Genomic DNA, 14,660 nt, shown 5'->3' with positions numbered 1-14,660 from the left:
ACACGGGCCGTAAAGCCAAGGGTTCGTCGCATGATCTGTGCCGATCGCCTGTTGCGCTGTTGACGCGGCGGCCTCTGCGCTCTAGCCGCCGTGCCTTAGCACACATCGCTGAGTCCTTTTGATACGGAGTGCCCAATGGCCCGGTCCGCCTCTTCGCACGCGCAACCATCCGGCGCGACTGGTTGTATCGTCTTTGCCGATGGTAGCGTGGTCTGGGGAAGGGGGTTTGGCGCAAGCGGTCAGGCGGTGGGTGAATTGTGCTTCAACACCGCAATGACCGGCTATCAGGAAGTGATGACCGACCCGTCCTATGCCGGGCAGGTGGTGTGCTTCACTTTTCCGCATATCGGCAATGTCGGCGCCAATGCAGAGGATGTCGAGAGCAAGGGGCTGGGCGCGGTCGGCTGTGTGGTGCGGCAGGACATCACCCGCCATTCCAACTTCCGTGCCGAGGCGGAGTTTTCCGACTGGCTGAAAGAACAGGGCAAGATCGGTATCTCGGGTGTCGATACCCGCGCGCTGACCCGCAAGGTTCGGCTCGAAGGCGCGCCCAATGTGGTCGTTGCGCATGATCCGCATGGGAAGTTCGACCTCAAGGCATTGCAGCTGGAGGCAGCAGGCTGGGGCGGGCTCGAAGGGCTCGACCTGGTGCCCGAGGTTACGCGCTCTGCACCCGAGGAGTGGGGCGGCGGCGAGTGGACGCTCGGCAAGGGGTACGCGCGCGCTTCGTGGAAGACCGAGGGCGGGGCGGACAAGCCCCATGTCGTCGCGATCGATTATGGCGCAAAGGACAATATCTTCCGCAATCTGGTGCAGGCCGGGGCGAAGGTGACGGTCGTGCCTTCGCGGACATCGCTGGATGATATCCTCGCGCTTAAACCTGACGGTGTGTTCCTTTCTAACGGGCCGGGCGATCCGGCGGCGACGGGAAGTTATGCGGTGCCGGTGATAAAGGGTTTGCTCGAACGCGATATTCCCCTGTTCGGGATCTGTCTTGGCCACCAGATGCTCGGTCTCGCCGCGGGCGCGACCACCGCCAAGATGCATCAGGGCCACCGCGGCGCGAACCACCCGGTCCAGCGGGTGGGCGAGGGTTGGGGTGAGAGCACCGGTCTCGTCGAGATCACGAGCATGAACCACGGCTTCGCCATCGACAACGCAAGACTGCCGCAGGGGGTGGAGGAAACCCACGTCTCGCTGTTCGACGGTAGCAATTGCGGCATCGCGATCAGCGGCAAGAAGGCGTTCGGCGTGCAATACCACCCAGAAGCGAGCCCCGGCCCGCAGGACAGCTTCTACCTGTTCGAGAAGTTCGTGGAGATGTTGGGGTGACACTCACCCGACTTGGCAAATATCTATTAGCTATCGGGGCAGTTCTGCTCGCGGAAACCGGAGTCGTCGCCCAAGCCCCGCAGCGCCAGACCGCCGAGCTTATTCCCGGCGTCGTATTCGTCGGCGATGGCTCTGTGACACGAACTGAGACGGCGCAGGGCCTCCCAATCGTCAGCTTCTGGCGGCCAGTGCTGTTCGGCACCGACAAGCAGCCCGTCGCGGGCCGCATGGATTGCAAGGTCACTGCTGCCATCGGCCCTTACAGTACCGCCGGGTTCGACCTCGATACCATCGTCAAGGAAGAGCAGCGCAGCCGTCGCAAAGCGGGTGAGCGTGATACCGACCGCAATCGCCAATGGAGTGACGATGTGCGCCGGATCGACCTGATCGGCCACACGCGCGACCGTGCGCAGGATTACGTGCTGACTTATCTTGCGGTGCGCACGAATGCCGAGATCGTCGATATCCGCCGCCAGTGCCGGTTTGTGCATGACAAGCTTTCCGGCAAGCCCGACTTCCTCTCCTACGTCCATCGCTATACTGCGTTGGCGATCAATCTCCCTCCCGCAATCCCCCTCGACCAGATGGCCGATCCAACCGATAGTGAAGGCGCCTGATGCCCAAACGCACCGACATTAAATCCATCCTCGTCATCGGCGCCGGCCCGATCATCATCGGCCAGGCCTGTGAGTTCGACTATTCCGGGACGCAGGCGATCAAGGCGCTGAAGGAGGAAGGCTATCGTGTCATCCTCGTCAACTCCAACCCGGCCACGATCATGACCGACCCGGAGATGGCGGATGCGACCTATATCGAACCGATCACTCCGGCCATCGTCGCCAAGATCATCGAGAAAGAACGGCCCGACGCCTTGCTGCCGACGATGGGCGGGCAGACCGCGCTCAACTGCGCGCTGAAGCTGGAAGAAATGGGCGTTCTGGCCGAGTTCAATGTCGAGATGATCGGCGCCAAGGCCGATGCCATCGACAAGGCCGAAAACCGCCAGCGCTTCCGCAAGGCGATGGATGCCATCGGGCTGGAAAGTGCACGCAGCGGTGTCGCGAACACGGTGGACGAGGCTTTCGCGGTGCTCGAGCACACGGGCCTTCCGGCAATTATCCGCCCAAGCTTTACCCTCGGCGGAACCGGTGGGGGGATTGCCTATAACAAGGCCGAATTCGAACACATCGTCCGCTCCGGACTCGATGCCAGCCCCACCACCGAAGTTCTGATCGAGGAATCACTGCTTGGGTGGAAAGAATACGAGATGGAGGTGGTGCGCGACCGCAAGGACAACGCGATCATCATTTGCGCCATCGAGAACGTCGATCCGATGGGCGTCCACACCGGGGATTCGATCACGGTCGCTCCGGCGCTGACGCTGACCGACAAGGAATACCAGATCATGCGCTCGGCCAGCATCGCCGTGCTGCGCGAGATCGGGGTGGAAACCGGCGGTTCCAATGTCCAGTTCGCGGTCGATCCCAAGACCGGGCGGCTGATCGTGATCGAGATGAACCCGCGCGTGTCGCGCTCATCCGCACTGGCGTCTAAGGCCACGGGTTTCCCAATCGCCCGCGTCGCGGCGAAACTGGCGGTCGGCTACACGCTCGACGAGATCACCAATGAGATCACGGGAGCAACGCCCGCCAGCTTCGAGCCGACCATCGATTACGTCGTCACCAAGATTCCGCGTTTCGCCTTCGAGAAATTCAAGGGCGCCAAGGCGGAGCTGTCCACCGCGATGAAGTCGGTGGGCGAGGTCATGGCCATCGGTCGCTGTTTCCAGGAAAGCGTGCAGAAGGCGCTGCGCGGGCTGGAAACCGGACTTGACGGGTTCAACCGCGTAACGGAGCTGGAAGGCAAGGCGCGCGATGTCATCACCGCCGCGCTGTCGCAGCGGACGCCCGACCGCATTCTGCGCATCGCCCAGGCGTTCCGGGAAGGGCTGAGCGTCGAGGACATTCAGGCGGTCACCGGCTTCGACCCTTGGTTCCTGCGCCAGATCGAGGCGATCGTTTATGAAGAGAGCATGATCGCGCATCACGGACTGCCCAATACGGCCGAAGAGATGCGGCGGCTGAAGGCAATGGGTTTCTCCGACAAACGCCTCGCAACGCTTGCGGTGCGCTCGGTCGGTGTGGCGGGCGGACTTGCCGAAACGCAGGCGCGCCGCTCTGGCCTGCTGCACGATGCCCTGCGCGCGATGGCTGGTGCGACCAGCGAGGAAGAGGTGCGCAAGCTACGCCACAAACTCGGGGTGCTGCCCGTTTTCAAGCGCATCGACAGCTGCGCCGCGGAATTCGAAGCGGTGACGCCGTATATGTATTCAACCTATGAAGCGCCCAGCTTCGGTGAGGCAGAGGACGAGGCCGAACCCAGTGACCGTAGGAAGATCGTGATCCTCGGCGGCGGCCCGAACCGGATCGGGCAGGGCATCGAATTCGACTATTGCTGCGTGCACGCCTGCTTCGCGCTGAGTGAAGCCGGGTTCGAGACGATCATGGTCAATTGCAACCCGGAGACTGTGTCGACCGATTACGACACCTCGGACCGGCTGTATTTCGAGCCGCTCACGGAAGAGGACGTGCTCGAGATTCTGCGGGTCGAGAAGTCCCGAGGCGAGCTGGTTGGCGTGATCGTCCAGCTTGGCGGACAGACACCGCTCAAGCTTGCCGCCGCGTTGGAACGCGAAGGCATTCCGATCCTTGGCACCAGCCCCGATGCGATCGACCTGGCCGAGGACCGGGAACGCTTTGCCAAGCTGGTGCGGCAGCTCAACCTCAAGCAGCCGGACAACGGAATCGCCAAGAGCCGCGACGAGGCTGCGGCGGTGGCCCGCACTATCGGTTATCCGGTTCTGCTCCGTCCGTCTTATGTGCTGGGCGGGCGAGCAATGGAAATCGTCGACAGCGAGGCGCAGCTCGACGATTACATCAACACCGCCGTCAACGTGTCCGGCGACAGCCCGGTGCTGGTCGACCAGTATCTGCGCGATGCGATCGAATGCGATGTCGATGTGATCAGCGATGGCAGCGAAGTACGCATTGCCGGGGTAATGCAGCATATCGAGGAAGCCGGTGTGCACTCAGGCGACAGCGCCTGTACCCTGCCGCCCTACAGCCTGCCCGATGATGTCGTGGCCGAGATGGAACGGCAGGCGGGCGAGCTGGCCGTGGCGCTCAAGGTGCGCGGGCTGATGAATGTCCAGTTTGCGGTCAAGCAAGGCGAGAACGGCGCCGAGGTCTATCTGATCGAGGTTAACCCGCGCGCGAGCCGCACCGTGCCGTTCGTGGCCAAAGCCATCGGTCGCCCTGTGGCCAAGATCGCTGCGCGCGTAATGGCTGGCGAAAAGCTTGATGGATTCGAACCGTTCGTCGTCCCCGCCGATCATATGGCGGTAAAGGAAGCGATTTTCCCGTTTGCGCGCTTCCCCGGCGCCGATCCGGTGCTGTCGCCGGAAATGAAAAGTACGGGCGAGGTGATGGGGATCGATCGCAGCTTCCCTGCCGCCTTTCTCAAATCTCAGATCGGGGTAGGAATGGAACTGCCGCGCGAAGGCACGTTGTTTGTATCGGTCAAGGACAGCGACAAATCGGTGATCGAACCTGCCGTGCGCCAACTGATCGACTATGGCTTCTCCGTCGTGGCGACCGGGGGGACGGCAAAATATCTTGAGGAGCGCGGCTTATCCGTTACGCGCGTCAACAAGGTTGCCGAGGGGCGTCCACACATCGTCGATGCGATCATCGATGGCGAGATTGCGCTGATCTTCAACACCACTGAGGGCTGGCAGTCGTTGCTCGACTCGCAATCGATCCGGGCATCAGCGCTCGAAAAGAAGTTGCCTTACTACACAACCGCTGCAGGATCGGTCGCTGCAGCCAGGGCAATCGTGGACGTTGCGCCAAGCCAGCTTGAAGTGCGTTCATTGCAAGACTATTATAGCTGACAACCAGATTAACACTCACTCCCGACATTCTGCCTGATCGGCGCTGCTCGTGAAGCGGCCCGGCGGCGAATTGCCCGGGAGGCGAGGGGACAGAAAAGGATATATACGCCCATGGAAAAGGTGCCCATGCTGGCCGAGGGCTATGAAAAGCTGACGGCTGATTTGAAGCTATTACGTGCGGAACGCCCCAAGGTGGTCGACGCGATCGAGGAAGCGCGCGCGCATGGCGATCTTTCCGAGAACGCGGAATATCACGCGGCCAAGGAACGCCAGGGGCAGATCGAGGCGCAGATCTCTGACATTGAAGACAAGGTAAGTCGTGCGCAAATCATCGATCCGACGACGCTTTCGGGCGACCGCATTGTGTTTGGCGCAACGGTGACCTTGCTAGACGAGAACGACAAGCCGGTGCGCTATCAGATTGTCGGCCAGACTGAAGCAGACGCGAACAATGGGCGGATCAGCTATAACTCACCGCTCGGGCGGGCACTGATCGGCAAGCAGGTCGAGGACGAGATCGAGGTGACCGTTCCGTCGGGCGACAAGTTCTATCTCGTCGAAAAGATCGAATTCATCTGAACTGAACGCAATTAGAGGCGGGCCGAACAAGACCGCCTCTAATTGCGCCATTACTATTCGTCCGGCTCGAGCAGCTTGTGAAGATGCACGATGACGTATTTCATCTCTGCATCGTCGACCGTCCGCTGCGCCGCTCCGCGCCATGCTTCCAGAGCGCTTGAGTAGTTAGGAAACACTCCGACGATATCGATCGCCTTGAGGTCTTCGAATTCGAGGCTGCGCGGGTCCGTTACACGGCCGCCCATCACCAGATGGAGCAATTGTTTTTGTTCGGGCATGATTGAACCTTGAATGGGGAGGAATCAGCAGGCCCATAGGGAACGCGGCGCGACAGGAAAACCCCATCGCGCCGCGAAATATGACAATTGCCGCAATTAATGCGTCAGGCGCGATCGCAGATCCTTGATCGTCTTGCGCGTCGAGCGGCCGGTCTTGCGGGCCACTTTGTTCACCTGGTCGCTCACCTCGTGAGCTTCCTTGGCGGAAAAGCGCCGAAATTTGCGCGCCTTGTCCCCCACAGTGTCACTGAAATCGGCCATTTTATGTTGCCCGGTTTCGACCGCATCGCCGGCGGCGTCGAGCAGGCTCATCGTATAAGCAATAGCTGCATCGCTAGCGAGAGCCGCAAACTTACTCGTCCTTTTGCCCGCATTGGTTGCAACATTGCGCCCACGACGGGTCATCGCCCCGATGGCCAAAGCACCCAGTGCCACAGCGGCAACCGATTTGAGCGGGTTTTCCCGAACGTAATCGAGCGCGGTATTGGCAGCTTCCTTAGCCTGATCGGCAAAAGTGCGCTGGGCATTGCGTTCTTCGCTCGCGGCAATTTTCTGACGAAGCGCCTCGCGACGTTCTTCGTCAGTGATGATCTTGGTTCCAGTTTCTTCGCTCATGAATAGTCTCCGCGTTCGGGTTCTTTATCGGAACGGCTTTACGCGTGATCTTGTTCCGTGCCTGACTCGCCGAATTCTTCATCATCCGGGTCAGAAAACATGGCGATCAGGGGATGCCGGGCGAACCACATCGCGAGAGCTGCGACAATGGCCGCGAGTGCGCCCTTGTGATCGGCTGCCACTTCCACGGCTTCGTCATAAACGTCGATCGCACCATCAGCGATGCGCCCAAATGCGCGTTCTCCGATACTCTTTTGAGCGAGGTCGCTTCGCAGATTCTCGATATCGGCCTTGACCAGCGCGCGGGCTGAATCGCGAACCAGCCTGTCTTCCAACATGCGATGGCGCAAATCTGTCATCACTGTTCCTCGAAAGCGGAGCCGATGTCGGCAAACAGACCGCGCAGCCTCGCCAGCAGGAGTATCGCCAGACCGGCGAAGGCGATCACCACGATAGCCGTCGCGAACCATGGTCCGACCAACGTCGACAACGCGATGACAAGGCCAACGGTCAACGCGATCCCAGCCAGATGCAGAAGGCCGAGTGCGACCAACCCGATCGCCCCGGCACGTTTGAGCCTGTTGCCAACAAATCCGGCCCGGCTTTTCTGGAAGGCGATCTCGGCTTCCAGATAGGTTTTGCCATCATCGAACAATGCCGACACGTCTTCGGCCAGCGATGGCTCTTCCGAACCATCGCTGTCCTGGCGTGCGTCAGAAAGATCCCGCGGAACCTGCCTGACATCCGATCTGTCTAAATCCTGCGGTCGTGTCACGCCCCCGAACCTGTCCCTATCCTGCGCAATCAGCGACGCGAACGGGTGAACAGGCGCGACAGCATGAAGCCTACCACTGCAGCAATACCGACTGCCGTGGCAGGGCTTTTGCGAACCATCTCCCTGGCGTCTTCACCCAGTTCCTCGACGCTCTTGCCGTCGAGCTTGGTCGCGGTTTCCTTCAAGCTGCGTGATGCGCTCCGAGCATAATCGCCGTATTTTGCGCCCAGTCGCTCGTCCACGACATGCGCGTTCTCGGCCACGGTCTGGCCAAGCGCGGTCAGCCCTTCGCTGAGCTTGCCCTTGCCCTGGGTCGCGAGTTCCTTGCCGCGCACTTTCGCTTCGTCTGCGTAAGCCTTGGCGTCCTTCGACAAATCCTTGCTCTTCCCGCGCGCCTGGCTGCGATAGGCACTGGCGCGATCGCCTGCCTCTGCCTTCAGTGCGGCGGCACCCGCCTTGGCTTCTTCCAGCGCTGCATTGAAGCGCGACTTCGCCTCGGCCTTGTGATCGGTGACGGGGGCTGGTGGGGTAATCGTATCAGTCATGGCAGTTGTTTCCTTTACCTTGCTGGCCTTGGGCCGGGTGTTGGATGCTGCGGATTTGCGCGTGCTCGCGGTACGCTTCTTCGGTTTCGGGGTCTCTGTCTTTTCCGCCATTTGAATTTGGTCCCTTCCCGGATATGTCACACACAAGGTTCGCTGCTTTCCATCCTTATCGTTTGCAACGCAACTTGCACGTCTATGTTCCGCGGCATAGATGGCCGCCGACACCTAATTTAGGGGTGTTATACATGATTACAACACTCGCCAGGAGCAGCCCCCAATGACCGCCATCATCGATCTCCACGCTCGCGAAATTCTCGATAGCAGGGGAAACCCCACTGTAGAGGTCGACGTTCTGCTTGACGATGGCAGTTTCGGTCGTGCCGCGGTGCCCTCCGGCGCGTCGACCGGCGCGCACGAAGCCGTGGAGCTGCGCGACGGGGACAAGAGCCGCTATCTCGGCAAGGGAGTGTTGAAGGCGGTCGATGCGGTAAACGGTGCGATCGCCGACCAGATCCTCGGCCTCGATGCTGAAGATCAGCGCGACATCGATTCTGCGATGATCGCGCTGGATGGAACCGACAACAAGAGCAAGCTCGGCGCCAACGCTATCCTCGGCACCAGCCTTGCAGTCGCCAAGGCGGCGGCCAATGCGCGTGGACTGCCGCTGTATAGCTACATCGGCGGCGTTTCGGCCCATGTCCTGCCGGTGCCGATGATGAACATCATCAACGGAGGCGAACACGCCGACAATCCGATCGATATTCAGGAATTCATGATCATGCCGGTCGGTGCGCCGACGCTGGCCGATGCGGTGCGCTGGGGTTCGGAGGTCTTCCACACGCTCAAGAAGGGCCTAGCGCAAAAGGGCTTGTCGACATCTGTCGGCGACGAGGGCGGATTTGCTCCAGACATCGCCAGCACTCGCGACGCTCTCGACGTTATTCTGGCAGCGATCGAGCAAGCCGGGTTCAAGCCCGGCGAGGATATCGCACTGGCACTCGATTGTGCGTCCACGGAATTCTTCAAGGACGGCAAATACGTTATCTCGGGGGAAAACCTCACGCTCAATGGGCAGGAAATGGCCGAATACCTCGACCGCCTGTGCCGGGATTACCCGATCCGCTCGATCGAGGATGGTATGGCCGAAGATGACGTCGAAGGCTGGCAAGCTTTGACGGCCCGCATCGGTGCGACCATCCAGCTTGTCGGTGACGACAATTTCGTGACCAACCCCAAGCGCCTCAAGGCGGGCATTGAAAAAGGCATCGCCAATTCGCTGCTGGTGAAGGTCAACCAGATCGGGTCGCTCAGCGAAACGCTGGATGCGGTCAGCATCGCCCAACGCGCCGGTTACACGGCAGTGATGAGCCACCGGTCGGGCGAGACCGAGGATTCGACGATCGCCGATCTCGCAGTGGCAACCAATTGCGGGCAGATCAAAACCGGTTCGCTTGCGCGTTCAGACCGGCTTGCGAAATACAACCAGCTGATCCGTATCGAAGAAGAACTGGGCGACAGCGCGCTGTATATCGGCAAAGCCTGCTTCGGCGCGCTCGAACGCCCCTGATTCACCTGGTTTGACACTGGCACTCTGGCCAACTTCGTTCATCTGAGCGGCAGGAACAGGCACTAGTGCCTGCCGCTTGAGACCCTTCGGGAGAATAAAATGAAAAGCCGTCTTACCGCCACGCTGCTTGCGAGCAGCGTCATTCTGCTTGGTCCCGTTGCTTGCAGCCAGCCCAAGGATCAGTCCGCTTCAACCGAAGCAACGCAAGCGAAGCCCGGCACTGAACTTGGCATTCGCAAGGACTGGATGGATACGTCGGTCAAACCGGGCAACGACTGGTACAGTTACGCCGATGGCACCTGGATGAAGAACACCCAGATCCCGGCCGACCGGTCTGGCATTGGGGCGTTCTGGATCGCCAGCGAGAAGACCGACAAGGAACTTGCGAGCCTGATCGGCGAGATCGAGAAATCCACACCCGCGACCGGCACTGACGCTGCGAAGGTCAAGGCGTTCTACGATGCCTATATGAACACTCAGGCGATCGATACCGCCGGCATGACCCCGGTTCAGCCGACACTCGCGAAATTCGATGCGATCACCGACAAGACGCAGCTTGCGAAAGTTCTCGGTAGCCAGATCCGCGCGGATGTGGATCCCCTCAATGCGGTTAACTTCCAGACGCCAAACCTCTTCGGCGTGTTTGTGACGCAGGCGCTCAAGGGCGGCGACGTTGTGCCCTATATCCTGCAGGGCGGGCTGGGGATGCCGGATCGCGAATACTATCTGTCGTCCGATTCCAAGATGGCGAGTTACCGCAAGGACTATCGCAGCTACATCGAAAACCTGCTGAAGGCTGCGAACATTACCGATGCTGCCACCAAGGCGCAGAAGATATACGATCTGGAAGTGAAAATCGCACAGGCGCATGCAAGCCGCGAGGAAAGCAACGACTGGACTAAGGCTTCACAGCTCTGGACGCAGGCGGATTTCGCCAAGAAGGCCCCGGGCCTCGACTGGAAGACCTTCTTCGATGCCGCGCAGCTCGGTCAGGTCGACAAGTTCGATGCCTATAACCCGACCGCCATTCCCAAGCTTGCCGCACTGGTGGCTTCGCAGCCGCTCGATGCGTGGAAAGACTGGCTCGTCTTCCACCAGATCGACGCAAACACCGACGTGCTGCCCGGTACACTCGACCGGCTGCACTTTGCCTTCTACGGCAAGGAACTGACCGGCACCGAGCAACAGCGTCCGCGCGCAAAGCGTGCGATTGCCGCGCTCAATACGGACATGGGTGATGCACTCGGCAAGCTGTATGTCGCTAAGTATTTTCCCGCCTCCGCAAAGGCTGAAATTCAGGGAATGGTGGCGAATATCAAGACGGCCTTCGCTAACCATATCGACCAGATCAAATGGATGGCCCCGGCGACCAAGAAAGAAGCCAAGGCCAAGGTCACGGGCATGACCGTTGGAGTAGGTTATCCCGACAAATGGACGGACTATTCCGCGCTCCAGGTCTCCCCAGACAGCGCCTATGCCAACAAGCAGGCCGCCGAAATGCTTCGCTACAAACAGCAGCTCGCCAAGATCGGCAAGCCGCAGGACAAGGGCGAGTGGTGGATGAATGCCCAGCTCGTCAATGCGGTGAACCTGCCAGTTCAGAATGCGCTGAACTTCCCAGCAGCAATCCTGCAACCGCCGTTCTTCGATCCCAAGGCCGACCCTGCCTACAATTATGGCGCGATCGGTGCGGTGATCGGGCACGAGATCAGCCACAGCTTTGACAATAACGGTGCGGCATTCGATTCCACCGGCGCCATGCGCAACTGGTGGACCGATGCCGACAAGAAGAAGTTCAAGGAGAACGGTCAGGCGCTGGCCAAGCAGTTCGATCAGTACGAACCTTTCCCCGGCCTGCACGTCAATGGCGAGCTGACGCTGGGCGAGGACATTGCGGATCTGGCTGGCCTGACTGCCGCCTATGAAGCCTATCACGCATCGCTGAACGGAAAGCCCGCACCGGTGATCGATGGGTTCACCGGCGACCAGCGCTTCTTCCTCGCTTTCGCGCAGACTTGGGCCACCAAGATGCGCGATGCCGCGCTGCGCAAGCAGGTTGTCACCAATGAGCACGCGCCGGGACAGTATCGCGCGCTGACAGTGCGCAACATGGATGCGTGGTACAAGGCCTTCAACGTGGAGAAAGGCGACAAGCTTTACCTCGCGCCAGACAAGCGCGTGACGATTTACTGATCGCGCGGCGAGGGAGGCGGGATATCCAGCCTCCCTTGCAACGAACTGACAGATGGTGATGTTTTGCCGGGCGGATCGCTCAAGTGGGCGGTGACAATTGGGTAACTGCGCCATCGCATGACCAATGGTCCGTCGCGGCGCCTGTTTTGCCTTCGCGCAGTTTTTCGAACGCCTCTAGAGCGCGTCGGATAGCCTCCCGATCTGCGCATCGTTGAGATCGAGTTTGGTCGAGGCGATCAGGTCGGTGAGCTGTTCTGGCTTGCGCGCGCTGGCGATCGGCGCGCCGATTGCAGGCTGCTCACGCAACCATGCAAGCGCGATGGCCGCATGGCTCGCACCCGTTTCATCCGCAATCGCGTCCATAGCCTTGAGCACGTTCGCGCCCTTTTCCTGGAATTTCTTGACCCCGGAGCCTCGCGCACCTTCCTCGAAGTCTTCCGGTTTGCGATATTTCCCCGTCAGGAACCCGGCCGCCAGACCGAAATAGGGTAGCATCGGGATGGAGTGCGTCTTGCACAGATCCTGTAAATCAGGTCCGAAGCCGTCGCGGCTGACAAGGTTATATTCGTTTTGCAGAACGCTGAACGGGGCCGCACCCAGCTCTGTTGCGGTATCAAGCATCGCCTTGAGTCGCTCGGCGCTGAAGTTCGACGCGCCCAGCGATGTCACCTTCTTGCTTTTGGCCGCCCCGTCAAAGGCGGACACGATAGCGTCGGGCGTAAGTTCTTCATAATCTCGATGTGCATAGTACAGATCGACATAATCGGTCCGCAGCCGTTCGAGCGAGGCGTCGAGCGATTGGAGCACACGGGCGGGCTCATAGAGCTCCTTGTCGCCAAGCATCCCGGTCTTGGTGTGGATACGCATGTCCTTGCGCACGCCGCGGCTCTCCAGCCATTCGCCCAGTACGAGTTCCGATTCTCCACCCTTGTGGCCATCGGCCCAGGCCGAATAGACATCGGCGGTGTCGATCATCCGCCCTCCGGCTTCGTAGAATGCGTCGAGTACGGCAAAGCTGGTATTCTTATCGGCGGTCCAGCCAAATACATTGCCGCCAAGGACGAGGGGAAGTCCGGCGAGGGCAGGGTGGTTCATCATGCAAATTTATCCCGTAGTGCGAGCAGCGCCATGGCCGCTTCGGCCGCTTCGCCACCCTTGTTCTTCTGCGCGGGATCGGCGCGGACTTGGGCTTGCGCCTCGTTTTCGACAGTAAGGATACCATTGCCGATAGCGATGCCGTCCATGGTCAGCGCCATGATCCCACGCGCGCTCTCCCCTGCAACGATCTCGAAGTGATAGGTTTCCCCACGGATCACTGCGCCAATGCCGACAAAGCCATCGTAGCGACCACTTTCAGCAGCGAGTGCAATGGCACCGGGTATTTCCAACGCCCCCGGGACGGTCAACACCTCGACCGAATGTCCCTTCGCCTCAAGCGCTCTGCGTGCCCCGTCGATAAGTTGGTCGTTGAGATGCGCATAGAAACGTGCTTCGACGATAAGAAACTGGGCCATGGCAGGCTCCTCAAGCTGGAATGGATTGGCGGCCTACGACCTTGAGGCCATAACCTTCAAGGCCAACGACCGTGCGCTCGCTGTCGGTGAGAAGGATCATCTCGCTGACCCCCCGGTCGACCAATATCTGCGCGCCGATGCCGTAATCGCGTAATTCGCCATCCGGGTGGGGGCGGCGTCCTATTTCAGCATGGATTCCCTCAGGACTGTTACCCATGATAACGACCACGATCCCTGTGCCGTTTTCGCCGATCGCATCCATCGAGCGTTGCAACTGGCGTTTACGTATACCGGTCTGTCCCAGGACGTCGTCGAAGATCGAAATCGCATGCATTCGCACCAACGTTGGTTCGGTAGGATCGACATGACCCTTCTGCAGCACCACGTGGGTAGCACCGGAAACCTTGCTGCGATAACTCATCGCGCGCCAGTCACCGCCATAGTCGGAAGCCAGCGAGCTCTCGCTAACCAGTTCGACAAGATGATCGTTGCGCATCCGATAGGCAATCAGGTCGCGGATCGTCCCGATCTTGAGCGAGTGGCGGCGCGCGAATGCGATAAGGTCTTCGAGCCGCGCCATACTGCCATCTTCGTTCATGATCTCGCAGATCACGCCCGAGGGGTTAAGGCCGGCGAGGCGCGAGATATCGACTGCTGCCTCCGTATGACCGGCGCGCACCAGCACGCCGCCATCACGTGCGGCAAGGGGAAATACGTGTCCTGGCGACACGATGTCCTGCGGACCCTTAGCGGAATCGATCGCCACGGCGATTGTGCGAGCCCGGTCCGCGGCGGAAATACCTGTCGTCACGCCTTCTCGTGCTTCGATCGAAACAGTGAATGCCGTCTGCATGGATTCGCCGTTGTTGCGGCTCATCGGCTGCAAATCGAGGGCATCGATACGCTTGCGATCAAGCGCAAGACAAATCAATCCGCGACCATGAGTGGCCATGAAGTTGATGGCGTTAGGCGTGGCCATCTGTGCGGGGATTATGAGGTCACCCTCATTCTCGCGATCTTCATCGTCGACAAGGACGTACATTCGGCCATTGCGTGCCTCGTCGATAATCTCCTCGATCCCGACGAGAACGGGACTGTCGTCATGCTGCTCGAGGAACTGGCCGAGCTTGGCGAGTGTCTCTGTCGTCGGGTTCCATGACTCGTCGGTGCAGTCGCGCAATGTGTTGGCGTGGAGGCCTGCTGCGCGCGCGAGGCCGCTGCGTGTCATGGTCTCATTCGCGACCAATGCGCGAACGCGTTCAATTACTGTGCTCATACCCAAGTGTATCACATCGAAATGTGATGTCGAG

Annotated in this window: 14 protein-coding genes; 6 read left to right on the top strand and 8 right to left on the bottom strand. The window is 60.1% G+C overall.

What is annotated here, in order from left to right; translation table 11 throughout:
* Positions 1-135 precede the first annotated feature (135 nt).
* The 4 genes from carA (at position 136) to greA (ending at position 5,863) form a co-directional block, all read left to right on the top strand.
* Positions 136-1,332 (top strand): glutamine-hydrolyzing carbamoyl-phosphate synthase small subunit, encoded by a 1,197-nt coding sequence (gene carA, locus GRI58_RS08700; protein ID WP_160753212.1) that lies wholly within the window; start codon positions 136-138, stop codon positions 1,330-1,332.
* Positions 1,329-1,949, top strand: coding sequence for a carbamoyl-phosphate synthase large subunit (locus tag GRI58_RS08695; protein ID WP_160753211.1), 621 nt, complete (start codon positions 1,329-1,331; stop codon positions 1,947-1,949). Before carA ends, GRI58_RS08695 begins: the two co-directional genes overlap by 4 nt.
* Positions 1,949-5,284 (top strand): carbamoyl-phosphate synthase large subunit, encoded by a 3,336-nt coding sequence (gene carB, locus GRI58_RS08690; protein WP_160753210.1) that lies wholly within the window; start codon positions 1,949-1,951, stop codon positions 5,282-5,284. Before GRI58_RS08695 ends, carB begins: the two co-directional genes overlap by 1 nt.
* Positions 5,285-5,395: 111 nt before the next feature.
* The gene (greA, locus tag GRI58_RS08685; RefSeq protein ID WP_160753209.1) at positions 5,396-5,863 is read left to right on the top strand and encodes a transcription elongation factor GreA; all 468 of its coding nucleotides are present in this window, start codon (positions 5,396-5,398) and stop codon (positions 5,861-5,863) included.
* A gap of 53 nt (positions 5,864-5,916) precedes the next feature.
* Here greA and GRI58_RS08680 read toward each other — a convergent pair whose 3' ends face one another.
* The 5 genes from GRI58_RS08680 to GRI58_RS08660 all read right to left on the bottom strand — a co-directional run bounded on the left by GRI58_RS08680 (position 5,917) and on the right by GRI58_RS08660 (position 8,187).
* A complete protein-coding gene (locus GRI58_RS08680) occupies positions 5,917-6,141 on the bottom strand; it encodes a DUF4170 domain-containing protein (RefSeq protein WP_160753208.1) in 225 nt (74 codons plus the stop codon).
* Positions 6,142-6,237: 96 nt separating this feature from the next.
* Complete coding sequence (locus GRI58_RS08675) at positions 6,238-6,756, bottom strand: hypothetical protein (protein ID WP_160753207.1); 519 nt, start codon at positions 6,754-6,756, stop codon at positions 6,238-6,240.
* 38 nt (positions 6,757-6,794) lie between these two features.
* The gene (locus GRI58_RS08670; protein ID WP_160753206.1) at positions 6,795-7,115 is read right to left on the bottom strand and encodes a hypothetical protein; all 321 of its coding nucleotides are present in this window, start codon (positions 7,113-7,115) and stop codon (positions 6,795-6,797) included.
* Positions 7,115-7,531, bottom strand: a complete 417-nt coding sequence (locus tag GRI58_RS08665) for a phage holin family protein (protein ID WP_160753205.1) — start codon at positions 7,529-7,531, stop codon at positions 7,115-7,117. Before GRI58_RS08665 ends, GRI58_RS08670 begins: the two co-directional genes overlap by 1 nt.
* Before the next feature lie 29 nt (positions 7,532-7,560).
* Positions 7,561-8,187, bottom strand: a complete 627-nt coding sequence (locus tag GRI58_RS08660) for a hypothetical protein (RefSeq protein ID WP_160753204.1) — start codon at positions 8,185-8,187, stop codon at positions 7,561-7,563.
* A gap of 166 nt (positions 8,188-8,353) precedes the next feature.
* Between GRI58_RS08660 and eno the strand changes: the two genes are divergently transcribed.
* Entirely contained in the window at positions 8,354-9,643 is a 1,290-nt protein-coding gene (gene eno / locus GRI58_RS08655) for a phosphopyruvate hydratase (protein ID WP_160753203.1), read from the top strand.
* 99 nt (positions 9,644-9,742) lie between these two features.
* Positions 9,743-11,836, top strand: coding sequence for a M13 family metallopeptidase (locus tag GRI58_RS08650; protein ID WP_160753202.1), 2,094 nt, complete (start codon positions 9,743-9,745; stop codon positions 11,834-11,836).
* 174 nt (positions 11,837-12,010) lie between these two features.
* Here GRI58_RS08650 and GRI58_RS08645 read toward each other — a convergent pair whose 3' ends face one another.
* From GRI58_RS08645 to ribB, 3 genes are read right to left on the bottom strand one after another with little or no spacing between them, the layout of a single operon-like run.
* A complete protein-coding gene (locus tag GRI58_RS08645) occupies positions 12,011-12,934 on the bottom strand; it encodes an aldo/keto reductase (protein ID WP_160753201.1) in 924 nt (307 codons plus the stop codon).
* Positions 12,931-13,350 carry a 6,7-dimethyl-8-ribityllumazine synthase gene (gene ribH / locus GRI58_RS08640; RefSeq protein ID WP_160753200.1) on the bottom strand — a complete coding sequence of 140 codons (420 nt, stop codon included), beginning with the start codon at positions 13,348-13,350 and terminating at the stop codon, positions 12,931-12,933. Before ribH ends, GRI58_RS08645 begins: the two co-directional genes overlap by 4 nt.
* 10 nt (positions 13,351-13,360) lie before the next feature.
* Positions 13,361-14,578: a 3,4-dihydroxy-2-butanone-4-phosphate synthase gene (gene ribB, locus GRI58_RS08635; RefSeq protein ID WP_419957038.1), complete on the bottom strand. Its 1,218-nt coding sequence runs from the start codon at positions 14,576-14,578 to the stop codon at positions 13,361-13,363.
* Between the last annotated feature and the right edge of the window lie 82 nt (positions 14,579-14,660).

It is taken from the genome of Qipengyuania algicida (assembly GCF_009828025.1).
Lineage (GTDB): Bacteria > Pseudomonadota > Alphaproteobacteria > Sphingomonadales > Sphingomonadaceae > Qipengyuania > Qipengyuania algicida.
This window is presented reverse-complemented; position numbering and strand designations above follow the sequence as displayed.